The 17,131-nt window shown below is 61.1% G+C and carries 16 protein-coding genes; 10 read left to right on the top strand and 6 right to left on the bottom strand.

The window, feature by feature from the left end:
• Window positions 1-3 precede the first annotated feature (3 nt).
• From CAPSK01_RS20655 to CAPSK01_RS20620, 8 genes are all read left to right on the top strand, one after another.
• The gene (locus CAPSK01_RS20655) at window positions 4-1,017 is read left to right on the top strand and encodes a thiamine pyrophosphate-dependent enzyme (protein WP_034931374.1); all 1,014 of its coding nucleotides are present in this window, start codon (window positions 4-6) and stop codon (window positions 1,015-1,017) included.
• The gene (locus CAPSK01_RS20650) at window positions 1,017-2,639 is read left to right on the top strand and encodes an NAD(P)-binding protein (RefSeq protein ID WP_034931372.1); all 1,623 of its coding nucleotides are present in this window, start codon (window positions 1,017-1,019) and stop codon (window positions 2,637-2,639) included. The genes CAPSK01_RS20655 and CAPSK01_RS20650 overlap by 1 nt, the downstream gene beginning before the upstream one ends.
• Before the next feature lie 158 nt (window positions 2,640-2,797).
• Window positions 2,798-5,530: a pyruvate, phosphate dikinase gene (gene ppdK, locus CAPSK01_RS20645; protein ID WP_034931370.1), complete on the top strand. Its 2,733-nt coding sequence runs from the start codon at window positions 2,798-2,800 to the stop codon at window positions 5,528-5,530.
• Window positions 5,531-5,621: 91 nt separating this feature from the next.
• Window positions 5,622-6,731, top strand: a complete 1,110-nt coding sequence (gene tgt / locus CAPSK01_RS20640) for a tRNA guanosine(34) transglycosylase Tgt (RefSeq protein WP_034931366.1) — start codon at window positions 5,622-5,624, stop codon at window positions 6,729-6,731.
• A gap of 55 nt (window positions 6,732-6,786) precedes the next feature.
• Window positions 6,787-7,113, top strand: coding sequence for a preprotein translocase subunit YajC (gene yajC / locus CAPSK01_RS20635; protein WP_034931364.1), 327 nt, complete (start codon window positions 6,787-6,789; stop codon window positions 7,111-7,113).
• Between the two features lie 65 nt (window positions 7,114-7,178).
• On the top strand, window positions 7,179-9,065 hold the full coding sequence (gene secD, locus CAPSK01_RS20630; RefSeq protein WP_034931360.1) for a protein translocase subunit SecD: 1,887 nt from the start codon (window positions 7,179-7,181) through the stop codon (window positions 9,063-9,065).
• A gap of 12 nt (window positions 9,066-9,077) precedes the next feature.
• On the top strand, window positions 9,078-10,022 hold the full coding sequence (secF, locus tag CAPSK01_RS20625; RefSeq protein ID WP_034931357.1) for a protein translocase subunit SecF: 945 nt from the start codon (window positions 9,078-9,080) through the stop codon (window positions 10,020-10,022).
• A 51-nt stretch (window positions 10,023-10,073) separates the two neighbouring features.
• A complete protein-coding gene (locus CAPSK01_RS20620) occupies window positions 10,074-10,442 on the top strand; it encodes a hypothetical protein (RefSeq protein ID WP_273704208.1) in 369 nt (122 codons plus the stop codon).
• A gap of 192 nt (window positions 10,443-10,634) precedes the next feature.
• Here the strand turns inward: CAPSK01_RS20620 and ald are convergent, their stop codons facing one another.
• The 4 genes from ald to aroC form a co-directional block, all read right to left on the bottom strand.
• Complete coding sequence (gene ald / locus CAPSK01_RS20615; RefSeq protein WP_034931350.1) at window positions 10,635-11,753, bottom strand: alanine dehydrogenase; 1,119 nt, start codon at window positions 11,751-11,753, stop codon at window positions 10,635-10,637.
• 178 nt (window positions 11,754-11,931) lie between these two features.
• Entirely contained in the window at window positions 11,932-13,113 is a 1,182-nt protein-coding gene (locus CAPSK01_RS20610) for a major facilitator superfamily domain-containing protein 6 (RefSeq protein WP_034931347.1), read from the bottom strand.
• Between the two features lie 46 nt (window positions 13,114-13,159).
• Window positions 13,160-13,411: a DUF465 domain-containing protein gene (locus CAPSK01_RS20605; protein WP_034931672.1), complete on the bottom strand. Its 252-nt coding sequence runs from the start codon at window positions 13,409-13,411 to the stop codon at window positions 13,160-13,162.
• Window positions 13,412-13,492: 81 nt separating this feature from the next.
• The gene (gene aroC, locus CAPSK01_RS20600; RefSeq protein ID WP_034931343.1) at window positions 13,493-14,596 is read right to left on the bottom strand and encodes a chorismate synthase; all 1,104 of its coding nucleotides are present in this window, start codon (window positions 14,594-14,596) and stop codon (window positions 13,493-13,495) included.
• Window positions 14,597-14,804: 208 nt separating this feature from the next.
• Between aroC and CAPSK01_RS20595 the strand changes: the two genes are divergently transcribed.
• Together CAPSK01_RS20595 and CAPSK01_RS20590 are read left to right on the top strand one after the other, a co-directional pair.
• Window positions 14,805-15,533 carry an AzlC family ABC transporter permease gene (locus CAPSK01_RS20595; protein ID WP_034931336.1) on the top strand — a complete coding sequence of 243 codons (729 nt, stop codon included), beginning with the start codon at window positions 14,805-14,807 and terminating at the stop codon, window positions 15,531-15,533.
• A complete protein-coding gene (locus CAPSK01_RS20590) occupies window positions 15,530-15,850 on the top strand; it encodes an AzlD domain-containing protein (RefSeq protein ID WP_034931331.1) in 321 nt (106 codons plus the stop codon). Before CAPSK01_RS20595 ends, CAPSK01_RS20590 begins: the two co-directional genes overlap by 4 nt.
• Before the next feature lie 48 nt (window positions 15,851-15,898).
• Here CAPSK01_RS20590 and CAPSK01_RS20585 read toward each other — a convergent pair whose 3' ends face one another.
• Both CAPSK01_RS20585 and CAPSK01_RS20580 read right to left on the bottom strand, forming a co-directional pair.
• Window positions 15,899-16,747 (bottom strand): pyruvate, water dikinase regulatory protein, encoded by an 849-nt coding sequence (locus CAPSK01_RS20585; protein WP_034931328.1) that lies wholly within the window; start codon window positions 16,745-16,747, stop codon window positions 15,899-15,901.
• A gap of 12 nt (window positions 16,748-16,759) precedes the next feature.
• A partial coding sequence (locus tag CAPSK01_RS20580; RefSeq protein WP_034931324.1) for an SDR family oxidoreductase occupies window positions 16,760-17,131 on the bottom strand: 372 nt, incomplete at its 5' end.

Genomic DNA, 17,131 nt, shown 5'->3' with positions numbered 1-17,131 from the left:
ACGATGAGCTTCCAACCCCTGCATTTCTACCAGACCGGCACCTTCACCATCGGCAACCGCCTGCTCGGCGAAGAAGACCGGACGGTGCAGTCCGACATCCGCCGCACCAATTCACTCAATTCGGGGCATCGCGCCTGCCAGGGCTGTGGTGAAGCACTCGGCGCGCGGTTCGCCATCGATGCGGCGATGAATGCCGCGCGTGGCCGACTGATTGCGGCCAATGCCACCGGTTGCCTCGAAGTCTTCTCGACCCCCTACCCCGAGACCTCGTGGCAGATCCCATGGATTCACTCGCTCTTCGGCAACACTGCCGCGGTCGCCACCGGCATCGCTGCGGCGATCAAGGTGAAAAGACAGAAGGGCGAGATGGCTGATGTCCGCGTCGTTGCCCAGGGCGGCGACGGTGGCACCACCGACATCGGTTTCGGCTGCCTGTCGGGGATGTTCGAGCGCAATGATGACGTTCTGTATATCTGCTACGACAACGGCGGCTACATGAACACCGGCGTGCAGCGCAGTTCGGCCACGCCGCCGGCCGCCCGCACGGCGACCACCATGCCGGTCGGCCCGGAGCCCGGCAACGTCTTCGGCCAGGGCAAATTCGTTCCGGCGATCGCCATGGCGCATGAGATTCCTTACGTCGCAACGGCGACCGTTGCCGGCCTGCACGACCTCGAATACAAGGTCACCAAAGCCATGGGCATGCGCGGCGCACGCTACATCCATATCCTGGTGCCCTGCCCTCTTGGCTGGGGCGCAGCGTCGCAGGACACCATCAAACTGGCACGCCTGGCCAAGGAAACCGGTATCTTTCCGGTTTTCGAAGCGGAACACGGCGAAGTCACCGGCGTCCTGAAAATCCGCCGGCAACAGCCAGTCGAGGAATACCTGCGACTGCAGAAACGCTATGCCCACCTGTTCGGCAAGGCGCCGGCAGTGGCAACGATCGCCCGCCTGCAAGCGGCGGCAGACAAGAACATTCGCAAGTACGGACTGCTTGACCAGGAGGCGAACTGATGGAAAAACCCTTTGCCATAACCCTAGACCCCGGCTCTTCGCTGGCCAACCGGACCGGCTCGTGGCGCACGTCTAGACCGGTGTATGTTGACCGCCTGCCGCCCTGCAACAATCAATGCCCGGCCGGTGAGGACATCCAGGGCTGGCTGTTCCATGCCGAATCCGGCGATTATGAAAGCGCCTGGCGCCACCTGACCAAGGATAACCCCTTCCCGGCAATCATGGGACGCGTCTGCTACCACAGTTGCGAGAACGTCTGCAACCGCAGCAAGATCGATGCAGCCGTCGGCATCAATTCGGTCGAACGCTTTCTCGGTGATGAAGCGCTCAAGCGCGGCTGGAAGCTGACGGCACCGACCACCGAATCCGGCAAGCATATCCTGATCGTCGGCGCCGGCCCCTCGGGCATGTCGGCGGCCTACCACCTGCGCCGGCTCGGTCACCGCGTCACGGTCCATGAGGCGGGCCCGCTGCTGGGCGGCATGATGCGCTTCGGCATTCCCAAGTACCGCTTGCCGCGCGATGTACTCGAGGCCGAGATGCAGCGTGTCGTGGAACTTGGGGTCACGGTGAGACTGAACAGCAAGGTCGACAATATCCTCGACACCATGCAGGCCGGCAAGTTTGACGCCGCTTTCCTGGCGGTCGGTGCACACATCGGCAAAAGGGCGAGGATTCCGGCCGGTGACGCCGCAAGAATCATCGACGCCATTTCGCTGCTGCGCAGCATGGAAGGTGAAGACAAGCCCATGCTGGGCCGGCGGGTCGTCGTTTACGGTGGCGGCAACACGGCCATCGACGTGGCGCGCACCGCCAAGCGCATGGGTGCCGAGCCGCTGATCGTCTATCGCCGTACGCGCGAGAAAATGCCGGCACATGATTTCGAGGTCGAGGAGGCGCTCCAGGAAGGCATCATGGTCAAATGGCTGTCGACCATCAAACAGGCCGACGAATCCTCGTTGACCATTGAAAAGATGGCCCTCGACAGCAATGGCTTTCCACAACCGACGGGTGAGATTGAAACCATCGAGGCCGACTCGCTGGTGCTCGCGCTCGGGCAGGACGTCGATCTCGGTTTGCTCGAAGGCGTTCCCGGATTGCAGGTCAGCGATGGCGTGGTGCAGGTCGGCGCCAACATGATGACCGGCCATCCGGGCATTTTCGCGGGTGGCGACATGGTCCCGGCCGAACGCAACGTCACGGTCGGCATCGGTCACGGCAAGGCGGCGGCAAAACATATCGACGCCTGGCTGCGCAACGAGCAGTATGTCGCACCACCCAAACACGAGGTTGCAGTTTTCGAGAACCTCAACACCTGGTATTACACCGATGCACCGAAAACCGTTCGCCCGATGCTGGACATCATTCGTCGTCAATCGACCTTCGATGAAGTCCAGGGCGGACTGGATGAAAGCACCGCGCTGTTCGAGGCGCGGCGCTGTCTTTCCTGCGGCAACTGCTTCGAATGCGACAACTGCTACGGCGTCTGTCCGGACAATGCGGTCATCAAACTCGGTGCCGGCAAGCGCTTCGAGTTCAACTACGACTATTGCAAGGGCTGCGGCATGTGTGTCGCCGAATGTCCCTGCGGCGCGATCAAGATGGAGGCAGAAGAAATCTGAGCGCTGAGCAATACTGGCATTGACGCTCCTGGCCGCTTGCCGCAACCGAAGCGCAAACCACGTGATCCGGCATCGTGATCCGGATCGCCCAATCCGGGGACACTTCGAACCTGGCGTTTGAAGTGTCCCTTCCTTGTTCCCTAAACCGCGAGGTATGTATGTCCACTGAAACAAAGAACGTCTACGTATTTGGTGCTGCTCGAACTGACGGCGACGCCACGATGAAGAATCTGCTCGGAGGCAAGGGCGCCAACCTGGCCGAAATGTGCCGCCTGGGGATTCTCGTACCCCCCGGTTTCACGATCAGCACCGAGGTGTGCACCGTCTATAGCGAACAGGGCCAGGATGCCGTGGTCAAGCTGATCGAGGCGAACGTCCGCGAGGGCGTGGCTTTCGTCGAAAAAGAGATGGGCAAGAAATTCGGCGACGCGTCTGATCCGCTACTGCTGTCGGTGCGCTCGGGTTCGCGCGCTTCGATGCCGGGCATGATGGACACCATCCTGAATCTCGGCCTCAATGACGACGCGGTTGCCGGACTGGCGAGCAAGGCTGGCAACGAACGTTTTGCCTGGGATTCGTACCGTCGTTTCGTACAGATGTATGGCGACGTGGTGATGGGCCTCAAACCGGTATCGAAACAGGAACACGATCCCTTCGAAGTGGTCATCGACGCGCTCAAGGAGAAAAAGGGCGTACAGCTCGATACCGAACTCGACACCAATGACCTCAAGGAACTGGTGCTGCGTTTCAAGGGACTGATTCGTGCTCGGGTCGGCCGCGAGTTCCCGACCGATCCCTGGGAACAGCTGTGGGGTGCGGTGATGGCCGTTTTCCAGAGCTGGAACAACGACCGCGCCAAGGTCTACCGCGAACTGAACGACATCCCCGACTCCTGGGGTACGGCCGTGAATGTACAGGCCATGGTCTTCGGAAATCTGGGCGATCAAAGCGGCACCGGCGTCGCCTTCACGCGCGATGCAGGCACTGGTGAAGACCTGTTCAACGGTGAATTCCTGGTCAATGCACAGGGAGAAGACGTCGTTGCCGGGACCCGTACACCGCAACAGATCACTCTCGAGGGGTCGCGCCGCTGGGCACAGCTGGCACTGGTCAGCGAAGAGGAACGCCGCAGCAGGTTCCCGTCGCTCGAGGAACTGATGCCCGACATCTACCGGCAACTCCTGCAGGCGGAAACAACGCTCGAGAACCATTACCGGGACATGCAGGACGTCGAGTTCACGATCCAGGAAGGCCGCCTGTGGATGCTCCAGACGCGCAACGGCAAGCGCACCGGTGCGGCCATGGTGCGCATCGCCATGCAGATGCTCAAGCAAGGCATGATCGATGAAAAGGAGGCCTTGCGACGGGTTGACCCGGAACGTTTGAACGAGCTTCTGCATCCGGTTTTCGATCCGGCAGCGATCAAGAAGGCCCGCTCCATCGCGCATGGCCTGCCGGCTTCTCCGGGCGCGGCAACCGGACAGATCGTCTTCTTTGCCGATGAAGCCGAGGAGTGGGTCAGAAAGGGCAGGACCGTGATCCTGGTTCGTCAGGAAACGTCACCCGAAGACCTGCGCGGCATGAGCGTCGCCAAGGGAATCCTCACCGCTCGCGGTGGCATGACCTCGCACGCGGCCGTCGTCGCGCGTGGCATGGGCAAATGCTGCATCTCCGGCGCGGGCGCCGTACGGGTCGATTACCACGCACGTTCGATGTCGATCGGCGACCAGATTTACAGGGAAGGTGACTGGATCTCGCTCGATGGTTCAACCGGTGAAGTCTACGAGGGTCAGATACCGACCAAGGAAGCCGAACTCACCGGCGACTTCGGTGCCTTGATGGAACTGACCGACCGCTACAAGCGGCTCGGTGTGCGCGCCAATGCCGACACCCCCGATGACGCCAAGGTGGCGCGCAATTTCGGTGCCAAGGGCATCGGCCTGTGCCGCACCGAACACATGTTCTTCGAGGGCGACCGCATCAAGGCGGTTCGCGAAATGATCCTCGCCGATGACGAAGCCGGTCGGCGGCGAGCGCTGGCCAAACTGCTGCCGATGCAGCGCGGCGACTTCGAAGGCCTGTTCCGCGAGATGAGTGGTCTGCCAGTCACCATCCGCCTGCTCGATCCACCGCTGCACGAGTTCGTCCCGCACGATGAAGAAAACCAGCGGATCATGGCCCACGAGATGAATGTACCGCTGGGCGTAATCAAGATGCGTGTCGACGATCTGCATGAGTTCAACCCGATGATGGGTCACCGCGGCTGCCGCCTCGGCATCACCTACCCGGAAATCACCGAAATGCAGACGCGCGCGATCCTCGAAGCGGGCCTCAACATGAAGGCCAAGGGTTTCGACGTCAAGGCCGAAATCATGATTCCGCTGGTCGGAACGGTCCGTGAATTCAACGCCCAGGCCAAGGTCATTCGCCAGACGGCAGCGGCGGTCTTTGCCGAGCGCGGCGAGAAACTCGACTACCTGCTCGGTACGATGATCGAAACGCCACGCGCCGCCCTGATCGCCGACAGCATCGGCGGACAGGCGGAGTTCTTCTCGTTCGGCACCAACGACCTGACGCAGATGACCATGGGCTTCTCGCGCGATGACGCCGGCAAGTTCCTGCCCAGCTATCTGAAAGACGGCATGTACGAGCAGGATCCTTTCCAGTCGATCGACCAGAAAGGCGTCGGACTGCTGGTCAAGATGGCTGTCGAGAAAGGTCGTTCGGTACGTCCGGGAATCAAGCTGGGCGTCTGCGGCGAGCACGGTGGTGACCCGGCTTCGGTCGCGTTCTTCCACCGGACGGGTCTCGATTACGTCAGTTGCTCGCCGTTCCGGGTACCGCTGGCCCGCCTAGCTGCAGCGCAATCGGCCCTCGACGACAGCAAGTAACCTGGTTCAACAAGCCCGGCACCTGGTTGGTGCCGGGGCTTTTCCTCTCCCGACACCTCTGGCCTGCCAGAGGTGTCTTTTCATTGCTCACATGAACTTTGAACTTCTCGCCAGCCATGGCGAGGCCCGTCGAGGCCGCCTCAGCCTCGCTCATGGCCGCATCGAAACCCCCGTCTTCATGCCGGTCGGCACCTATGGAACGGTCAAGGCGATGACCCCGCGCGACCTCATCGAGACCGGCGCGCAAATCTGTCTGGGCAACACCTTCCATCTCTGGCTGCGCCCCGGTCTGGAGGTCATCGCCGCACATGCCGGCCTGCACCGCTTCATGGGCTGGAACGGCCCGATTCTCACCGACTCCGGTGGCTTCCAGGTATTTTCGCTGGGTGCGCTGCGCAAGATCAGCGAAGAGGGAGTGCGCTTCCAGTCGCCGATCAACGGCGACCGCCTGTTGCTGACCCCTGAAGAATCGATGCGTATCCAGCATGTCCTCGATTCAGATATCGTCATGATCCTTGACGAATGCACGCCCTACCCTGCCACCCGTTCCGAAGCGGCCAGTTCGATGCGGCTGTCGCTGCGCTGGGCCAGGCGCTCGCGTCTGCAGCACGATCAACTGGGGAACAGCAACGCGCTGTTCGGAATCGTGCAGGGCGGCATGTATGAAGACCTGCGGGACGAATCGTTGGCCGGGCTGGCCGAAATCGGCTTCGATGGCTTTGCTCTCGGCGGGCTGTCAGTCGGCGAACCGAAGCACGAAATGGCGCGCATCCTCACCCACAGCACGCCGCGTCTGCCGCAAAACAAGCCGCGCTATCTGATGGGGGTGGGTACACCGGAGGATCTGGTAGCTGCCGTACAGGCTGGAATCGACCTGTTCGATTGCGTTCTACCAACGCGTAACGCGCGCAATGGCCATTTCTTCACTCGCCATGGCGACATCCGGATCCGCAATGCCAAACACAAGAACGACCCCCAGCCGCTTGACGAAAGCTGCGCGTGCTATACCTGCCGAAACTTTTCGCGCGCCTACCTGCACCACCTCAACCGTGTCGGCGAGATTCTCGCCGCGCAGCTCGGCACGCTGCACAACCTGCACTACTACCACCAATTGATGAACGAGTTGCGTGATGCGATTTCCGCCGGCACGCTTCCCGCAATAGTGGCCGCTTTCCATAGCGGGCGTCGTCAGCAGAGTTGAACGGTAGTGGTACAATCGCCGGCTCAATTCAAACATTCTGCCATAGGAGACTGATGTGCTGATCAGCACCGCCCACGCCCAACAAGCTGCCGCCACCGACCCAATGGGCGGCTTCATGCAGCTGCTGCCGATCATCCTGATGTTCGTCGTCCTCTACTTCCTGATGATTCGCCCGCAAATGAAGCGTGCGAAGGAACACAAGGCGCTGATCGAGGCCCTTGTCAAGGGCGATGAAGTCGTCACCGGCGGCGGCATTGCCGGCCGTGTCACACGGGTCAGCGACAACTTCCTGACTCTCGAGGTTGCCCCTGCCGTCGAAATCCAGGTACAGAAGCAGGCCGTTACGGTGCTTCTGCCCAAAGGAACGCTGAAGGCGCTCTAGCCACCCTGCGGGCGGCTTGCCTTGCAAGTCGCACCCGCGTCATCTGAACGCAAGCCTCCATATCCATGAATCGTTATCCGCTCTGGAAATACCTCATCGTCGCCTTCGCAGTGCTTTTCGGCCTGGTGTACACCCTGCCGAACTTCTTCGGCGAATCCCCAGCGGTTCAGGTTTCCAGTGCCAAGGCCACGCTCAAGGTGGATGAGAAGACCCGCGAACGCGTCGCCAGCGGCCTGCAGACGGCAGGCATCGAGCACAGCGGGATCTTCCTCGACAGCAACGGTGTCAAGGTGCGTCTGCGGAGCACGGATACCCAGTTGCAAGCCAAAGATCTGCTGGAAAAGCAGTTCAACCCCGATGCCAGTAATCCACAGTATGTGGTCGCACTGAATCTGCTGTCGAGTTCGCCGCAGTGGCTGAGCAGTTTGCACGCCTTGCCGATGTATCTCGGTCTGGACCTGCGTGGAGGTGTTCATTTCCTGCTGCAGGTCGATATGAAGGGGGCCATCACCAAACGCCTCGACGCGATCAGTGGCGACCTGCGCACGCTACTGCGCGACAAGACCATCCGTCACGCCGGAATCATCCGTGAAGGCGAGCGGGTGGTGATTCGCTTCCGCGACCACGAGACGCGCAGCAAGGCGCGCATCGCTCTCGAGGACAACCAATCCGACCTGCTCCTGGCTGACCAGGGAGAGGGCGATGAGTTGAAGCTGGTCGCGACGCTCAAGCCCGAAGCGATCAAACGCATCCAGGAATTCGCGATCAAGCAGAACATGACCACCCTGCACAATCGGATCAACGAACTCGGCGTCGCTGAACCGGTGATCGCCCAGCAGGGCGCCGACCGCATCGTTGTACAGTTGCCGGGGGTGCAGGACACGGCCAAGGCGAAGGACATTCTCGGCCGCACCGCGACGCTGGAGATCCGCATGGTCGATGACACCCCCGGCGCCATCGAAGCAGCGCAGGCCGGCGGTCAGCCACCTTTGGGCGCTGAACTCTATGTGGAACGTGGCGGTATGCCGCTGCTGGTCAAGAAACAGGTGGTGCTGACCGGCGAACGACTCACCGACGCGCAGCCGGGTTTCGACAACCAGACACATGAGCCCGCCGTCCACCTGACTCTCGACTCGGCCGGTGCCCGCATCTTCAAGGACATCACGCGCGACAATGTCGGCAAACGCATGGCCATCGTACTGGTCGAAAAAGGCAAGGGCGAAGTCGTCACCGCGCCGGTCATCCGGGCCGAGATCGGCGGCGGTCGCGTGCAGATTTCCGGCCGCATGAGCACCGTCGAAGCCAATGATACGGCGCTGCTGCTGCGTGCCGGTTCGCTTGCGGCACCAATGGAGATCATCGAGGAACGTACCATCGGCCCGAGCCTCGGGGCCGAGAACATCAAGAAGGGTTTTCTGTCGACGATGTGGGGGTTTGCAGCGATTGCCGCATTCATGATCGCCTACTACATGCTCTTTGGTCTGGTTTCGGTGATCGCCCTGGCATCCAACCTGCTTTTCCTGGTCGCCCTGCTCTCCCTGCTGCAAGCGACGCTGACCCTGCCGGGAATCGCTGCCATCGCGCTGGCGCTGGGCATGGCGATCGACGCCAACGTCCTGATCAACGAGCGGATCCGCGAAGAACTGCGCAATGGCTCGACGCCACAAGCGGCGATTCATACCGGTTACGAGCGTGCCTTCGGGACAATTCTCGACTCCAATATCACGACGCTGATTGCCGGCATCGCCTTGCTGATTTTCGGATCCGGGCCGGTCCGTGGCTTCGCGGTGGTGCATTGTCTGGGAATTCTTACCTCCCTGTTCTCGGCGGTGGTCGTCTCACGGGCGTTGATCAACCTGATCTACGGCCGTCGGCGCAAGGTCGAATCGCTGGCCATCGGCCAGATCTGGAAACCGGCCAACAGCGTAGCGAACACCGGCGCAGCCAAATAGGAACACACACAGATGGAATTTTTCCGGATCAGTAAAGACATCCCGTTCATGCGGCATGCCCTGGTATTCAATATCATCTCGCTTTTGACCTTCCTGCTGGCCGTGTTTTTCCTTTTCAGCCGTGGCCTGCATCTCTCGGTCGAGTTCACTGGCGGAACGCTGATCGAACTCAACTATGCGCAGGCGGCCGATCTGGAAAAAGTCCGAGACGGCCTTGGCAAGGCGGGCTACACTGATCTCTCGGTACAGAATTTCGGTTCCAGTCAGGATGTTCTGATTCGCCTGCCCCTCAAGGCCGAGCAGAACACCGCCAAGATCGGCGAGGCCGTGATGCAGTCCCTCGCCACCGAAGCGCCGGGCGCGACCCTGCGCCGGGTCGAGTTCGTCGGCCCGCAGGTTGGCAAGGAGCTGGCGGAAAACGGCGCCCTGGCGCTCTTGCTGGTAGTCATCGGCATCGTCGTCTACCTGGCTTTTCGCTTCGAGTGGCGTTTTTCGGTGTCAGCAATCATCGCCAATCTGCATGATGTAATCATCATTCTCGGTTTCTTTGCCTTTTTCCAGTGGGAATTCTCACTTTCGGTGTTGGCAGCCGTACTGGCCGTCCTTGGCTACTCGGTCAACGAGTCGGTCGTCGTTTTCGACCGCGTCCGCGAGACCTTCAAGAAAGTCCGTGGACTCACCACACCGCAGGTGCTCGACCACGCGATCACCAGCACCATTTCGCGAACCATCATCACGCATGCCTCGACGCAAATGATGGTGCTGTCGATGCTGCTCTTCGGTGGCGAGACCTTGTATTACTTCGCCCTGGCACTGACCATCGGCATCTGTTTCGGCATCTATTCGTCCGTGCTGGTGGCAAGTCCGCTGGTGATGTGGCTCGGCGTCTCGCGCGAGCAGTTCATCAGGCCCAAGAAGCAGATCGAAGGTGCCAATGATGAGGGTGCCGTCGTTTAGATGACCCGGTTTCGAGCGAGCATTACGTTGATCCGAGCTGGTTCAAGATTTGTGGCACCGAGAATCGTGGCCTTTGCCCTGTTCACGCTCACGATGTCTGCCTGCACGAGCACCCGTTATGAATATGTGTTGCCGGCTACCGAACCGGGTCGCATCTGCATTACGCACTGTGCGGGTGTTCAGGAGACCTGTCGTGGCAACGAAATGCAGCGAGCTCAGTGGGACAAGGCGGACTGTGAACGGCGTAATGAATCGACCTACCATCATTGCATTTCCCGTGCCAGCAACAAGAATGATGTCAAGAAGTGTGACAAGCAGCGCGGCTATTGTTCGGCCACCGAAAGCACCTGGCGTTGCGAAGAGGACTATCGCCGGTGTTTCGTGAACTGTGGCGGCAGGATATATACCCATATCGAGTAGTAAGCCGCAACCGTTTCCCTCCCTTGCCGGGCGCATTCCGGCTTGCACGCCGGAATCGTTCGATGGGCGCAGAGCATGCACTGCAAATTCCCCATGTACGCTCTTCCCGCCCGTGGGTGAGGGGAGGTTCGTGAGCCGCTAATACGACCTTCACATGAACCTTCCCCTACCCTTCGGTCGTCGGGCCGAACCTTAGCCAGCGATCACCGACAGCGCATCGTGATAGTCGTAGTCGAGGTCCTCGGCGACCTCACGGCAGGTGACTTTTCCGAGGGCGACGTTGAGGCCATTGCGCAGGTGTGCGTCGTCCTGGAGCGCCTGCCGCCAGCCTTTGTCGGCAATCTGCAGTGCAAAAGGCAGAGTCGCGTTGTTGAGCGCATAGGTCGAGGTGCGTGGCACGCCGCCCGGCATGTTGGCGACACAGTAATGCACGACGTTGCCGACCAGGTAGGTCGGATTGGCATGTGTCGTCGCCTTGGCCGTTTCGCAGCAGCCGCCCTGGTCGATGGCGACGTCGACGATCACCGAACCCGGCTTCATCGCCTCGACCATCTGGCGGGTGACCAGCTTGGGTGCAGCGGCGCCAGGGATCAGCACACCACCGATGACCAGATCGGCGCGCAGCACATGCTGCTCGACGTTGTCCCGGTTGGAAAAGACGGTGATCACGCGCGCGCCAAGCAGGCGATCCATGCGCCGCAGCACATCAATGTTGCGATCGATGACCACCACCTGGGCACCGCTGCCCACTGCGATCTGCGCTGCATTCGAGCCGACGACACCGCCACCCAGGATGACAATCCTGGCCGACGGCACGCCGGCGACGCCGCCGAGCAGGACACCCATGCCGCCATGCGCTTTTTCGAGGCAGTAGGCACCGGCCTGGACCGACAGGCGGCCGGCGACTTCGGACATTGGCGCCAGCAGTGGCAGGCCACCACCGGCCTGAGTGACCGTTTCGTAGGCGATACAGACCGCACCGCTCTTGACCAGATCGGCACACTGCGCCGGATCGGGCGCAAGATGCAGATAGGTATAGAGAATTTGCCCTTCGCGCAGCATCGCACGCTCCTCGGCCTGCGGTTCCTTGACCTTGACAATCATTTCTGCACTGGCAAAAATCTCCGCAGCGGTGGGGGCAATGGCTGCGCCAGCCTTCTGGTAGACCTCGTCGGTGGCGCCAATACCTTTACCGGCGCCGGTTTCAACTGTCACCTGATGGCCGTGGGCGACCATTTCCCGGACCGATGACGGGGTCAGGCCAACGCGGTATTCGTGGTTCTTGATTTCTCTGGGTACACCGATGTGCATCTCCGTCTCCTTGCCAGTGGTTGCGAGCTGATCATCTTAGGCCATTTTTCAACGAACGGCGTTTTTTCGACTGCCGTCCCGGTGCCAGCAGGCCATCTCCCCCAAGCCCACAGCGGTTTCCATGAGACCGTCAGAACACCGCTGACTCGTGCGTCGCTGACGCGACTTTCAATTAACGTCAAGCAACTCGCAAGGGGCGCTTCTCGCAGGTGTCGTCGAGATCGCTGCGTTTCACCCAAAGCACCACGAAGATCAGGCCGGCGGCAGCAAACGCCGAACTCAAGGTATAGGTCAGCCCGGCCCCCAGGCGATCCCAGGTCCAGCCGCTGAGCAGACTGCCGAGCAGGCCGCCGGCGCCAAACGAGATACTCGAATACAGCGCTTGTCCGCGCGCTTGGCAGTGCCCTGGAAACCAGCGGTTGACTGCGGCAATCGCCGCCGCATGATAGGCACCGAAGGTCAGCCCGTGCAGGAGTTGAGCAAAAATGATTACCGACAGCCACTCGATGCACCAGCCGATCATCAGGAAACGCAACACCGTCGCTGCAAAACTGATGAGAAGAATGACCCGCAGGCCAAGGCTGCGCTGCATGGCGGCCATGAAAAAGAAGACACCGATTTCGGCGAGAACGCCGAGCGACCACAGACAACCGACCAGGAGCTTGCTGTAGTGATGATCGGTGAGGTGGATCGAGTAGAACACATAGAGCGCGCCATGCGCCGCCGACATCAGGAAGCACGCGGCAAACAGGGCCCGGACACGCGCCTGGCGGATGATCGTGGCCACCGGGAGCTGTTCATCTGCCGATCCATACGACGCCACCTCGGGAACCACCAGCGCGCAGACCAGAATGCCGGCCAGCGTGCCGACGATCACCCACAGCAGCCTGGGCAAGGGCATGCTGTCGAGCAGCGCACCGGTTCCCATGACGGCAACGATGAAGCCGATCGATCCCCATAGGCGGATGCGGCTGTACTGGTCAGGCTTGTCACGCAGATGGTCGAAAGTCACGGTTTCGACCAGCGGCAGCGCGGCACTCCAGAAAAAGGCCAGCAAGGCCATGGCGACCAGCATCGCCACAAAGCTCTGCACGACAAAAAAGGCCGAAAACCCGAACAGGCTGAGCAGGGCCGCGAGACGGACGATCCTCACCCGCTGCGCCAGACGATCCGCGAGCGCGCCCCATAGATAAGGCGCGCAAAGGCGCATCAGCTGCATTTGCGACATCAGCAGGCCAATGTCCCAGGCCGAAAACGACAGCGACTGGAGATAGAGCCCGAAATAAGGCGAAAACGCGCCGACGAAGGCGAAATAGAAGAAGTAGTAGCCGGAAAGTCGCCAGTAGGGCAGGTCATGCATCTGGCAATTCTACCGGATGCATCCGACGACACCGGCGTCGATCGAATCAGACGCCCTTCTTGTGTGCAACCAGCATTCGGTACATCTGGTCCTTCAGCCACACGCGTTGCTTCTTCATGTTCTCGATGGTGAAGTCGTCGACCGGCAGGTCTTCTTCTTCGAGCCGCTCGACCTCTCGGGTCAGTTGATGGTACTCGTCATACATGTGGCCAAACTGCTCGCTTGCCGTTTTCAGCGAGTGAATGTAATCCAAATACTCGGGAAACTCATGGTGAAGGTCGTGGTGCTCAACTTGCATGATCATCGCCCCTGTGGCTGGTCCCGGCCCGCCCCATGCGTGACCGGACAACGCGATTATACCCATTGCCAGGCCTGCCAGTCACCCCACCGGACGCGCCGGAATCACTCGCGTCGGGCAGACCACGTCGGCGCACTGGGCGCGATGCCGCAAGGCCTGATCGATCAACACCAGGGCCAGCATGGCCTCGGCAATCGGGGTCGCGCGGATGCCCACACAGGGGTCGTGTCGACCATGCGTTGCGACCACCACCGGCTGGCCGTCGAGAGTCACCGAGCGGCGCGGCAGACGAATGCTCGAGGTCGGCTTGATCGCCAGATTGACGACCAGATCCTGGCCGCTCGAGATACCTCCGAGCACACCACCGGCATGATTGCCGAGAAAGCCCTGCGGTGTCATTTCGTCACCATGTTCGCTACCCTTCTGAGAGATGCTGGCAAAACCGGCGCCAATTTCGACCCCTTTGACCGCATTGATACCCATCATCGCATAGGCAATCTCGGCATCGAGACGACCATAAACCGGTTCCCCCCAGCCCGGTGGAACACCCGTTGCCGTGACCGTGATCTTCGCCCCCACTGAATCACCGGACTTGCGCAACAGATCCATGTACTCCTCGAGTTGCGGAACGATGGCCGCGTTCGGGGCAAAGAAGGCATTGCCGTCGATCTCGCGCGTGGTGACGAAGGGGATTTCGATCGGACCAAGCTGGCTCATCCAGCCACGGATGCAGACGCCGTAACGTTCCGCCAGCCACTTGCGGGCGATCGCCCCGGCGGCGACGCGAACTGCCGTCTCACGCGCCGAGGAGCGACCGCCACCGCGATGGTCGCGAAAACCGTACTTCTGTGTGTAAACATAGTCGGCGTGTCCCGGACGGAAGGTCTCGGCGAGGTTGCCGTAGTCCTTGCTGCGCTGATCCTGATTGCGGATCAGGAGAGCAATCGGCGCGCCCGTGGTCCGACCGGCAAAGACTCCCGACAGAATCTCGACGGCATCGGGCTCGCGCCGCTGCGTCACATGCCGCGAGGTTCCCGGTTTGCGGCGGTCCAGATCGGCCTGAATATCGGCCTCGCTGATCGCAAGTCCAGGTGGGCAGCCATCGACCACGCAGCCGATCGCCGGCCCATGCGACTCACCAAAAGAAGTCACGGCAAACAGAGTGCCGAAGGTATTGCCGGACATGGCGGCCTCTTGAGCGTTAAAATTGAACAGCAGTCTACCATAGCGCCATCTTCCCCTCGCCGAGCGCGTCCTGACGACCACCAAGCCGACACATTCTGACTGACTGCAGGATATCCATACCATCCACGCCAAGACGCCGAATTCCTTGTTGAGCCTGAACTAAGACTCGGTTATGGCCGTTCAAAGTGTACTTCAGCGAGCCACTCCCATGAATCACCCTGAGTCTCTAAACAAGCACGAATTCCTCTCGGGAATCCGCGATACCCTGCCGCTGCTGCTCGGCGCGCTGCCGTTCGGGCTGATTTACGGCGCCATCGCTGCCACCTCGGGCCTGTCGATGACGGCAGCAATCCTGATGTCCGCGCTGGTTTTTGCCGGTTCATCGCAGTTCATCGCCGTCGGGCTGGTCGCCGCACAGACGCCAGTCGCGATCATCGTGCTGACGACCTTGATCGTCAATCTGCGCCACATGCTCTACAGCGCCACTCTCCTCCCGTATCTCAAGGAACTGCCGCAAAGATGGCGGATTATGCTGGCGTTCTGGCTGACCGACGAAACCTTCGCGGTGACCGTGCACCGCTTTCAAAGGAGCGATTCGTCACCTTGCAAGCACTGGTACCAGCTCGGCTCGTCGATCGCCATGTATCTCAACTGGCAATTCTGGTGCTTTCTCGGCCTGGTACTCGGCCACCGCATTCCCGACGCGCAGAGTTGGGGACTCGATGTAGCGATGCCGGTGACCTTCATCGGGATGATCATCCCCTTTGTCAAAACCATCCCGGTCCTGGTCTCCGTTCTCACGGCCGGGGCGGCATCGCTGCTCACGCTGGCGATGCCCTACAAGCTCGGGATCGTCGTTTCCGCTTTCGCCGGCATCGCCTCGGGCCTGCTGGCGCAACGCATCATTGACGCACGCCGGGAGGCCCACCGGCAATGAGCGGTGCTGAAGCCTGGATGCTTGTCGGGATGGTGATCGTGACCTTCGGCATCCGTTATTTTCTGTTCGCAGTGGCAGACCGGATTCGCCTGGCGCCGTGGCTCGAACTCTCGCTCAAGTTCATCCCGCCGGCGGTGCTGACAGCCATCACCGTACCAGCCGTCCTGCTGCCGAATGGCGAGTGGCAGGTTTCTTTTGCCAATTCCTACCTGGTTGCCGCGCTGCTCAGCCTGGCCGCCGGCATCGTCACGCGCAATCTGTTGGTGACGATAGGCATGGGTCTCGCGGCGTTCTTCGTCCATCGATATTTTGTCTAGCGACGCAAGCGGCGGTTGCGAAACGCTGCTTGGCCGAGCCGTCGCCTGCTAATGACCCTCGATCGCCCGTTTGCGCAGCATTTCGACGATCATTGACGCCGTCTGCTCGATCGAACGATGGCTGGCGTCGATGATTGGCCAGCCACGCCGGATGAACAGGCGACGCGCTTCGAGCACTTCCTTGCGCAGACCGTCGATATCCGCGTAGTCGGTATTGGTGTCGTCCTGCAGTGCCGTCAGGCGGGCTGCGCGGACCATCGCCAGCCGCACGGGATCCACGGTCAAGCCGACGATCAACGGCTTGCTCACGTGCAACAGCGCCAGCGGCGGCGGCGCTCCCGGCACCAGCGGCACATTGGCGGCCTTGATGCCGCGCGAGGCGAGGTACATGCAGGTCGGGGTCTTGGTCGCCCGTGACACGCCGACGACGATCACGTCGGCGCCCTCGAGATCATCGCTGCCGATGCCGTCGTCGTGGGCCAGGGTGTACTTCATGGCCTCGACGCGGCGGTAGTAGTCCTCGTCAAAAGCGTCGCCCGAACTGTTGTGAAACTGCACCGTGGCGCCAGAGTATACGGAGAGCCGGCCGAGCAGCGGCTCGAGCGCAAACTGGTAAGGAAGGTTGAGCCGGCGACAGCCTTCCTCGAGTGCCTCGCGAATATCGCGGTGGCTGATGCTGTGCAGAACATAGCCCGGCGAACTGGCGAATGTGCCGAGGATCTCGGGAACCTGGTCGAGGTGGCGGACCATCTTCCACAGCCGTCGTTTCACCTCGAGTCCGGCAAGCTGGGTGACAGCATTGCGCGCCAGCATCTCGACCAGCTCGCCCGAGGCATGCGAGACAAGATACAGGACGATGGTCCTGCTGTGCTCAGCCTTTCGTCCCTTCTCCTTCATCACGCCACCCTTTCAGCGATGGTAACCGCCGTCGAGGCGCAGCACGCTGCCGTTGATCATGACATTCTTGAGTACATGCAGAACCAGCATCGCGAACTCGGCGGGATCGCCGAAGCGGTGCGGAAACGGAATCTGCCTGGCCAGCCGCGAGTCGAGGTTCTTTTCCATATCGAACAGTGTCTGCGTGCCGAACAGGCCGGGCGCGATGCCGACGACACGGATACCGAGGGGACCGAGTTCGCGTGAAGCCGGCAGGATCATGCTGACGACGCCGCCCTTCGAGGCGGCATACGCCGCCTCACCGCTCTGTCCTTCGTAGGCCGAGACCGATGCCGTCGACAGAATGACGCCGCGCTCGCCGTTGGTCAGTGGCTGCAGGCCCGC

This window comes from Candidatus Accumulibacter vicinus (genome assembly GCF_000584955.1).
GTDB classification, from domain to species: domain Bacteria; phylum Pseudomonadota; class Gammaproteobacteria; order Burkholderiales; family Rhodocyclaceae; genus Accumulibacter; species Accumulibacter vicinus.
This window is presented reverse-complemented; position numbering and strand designations above follow the sequence as displayed.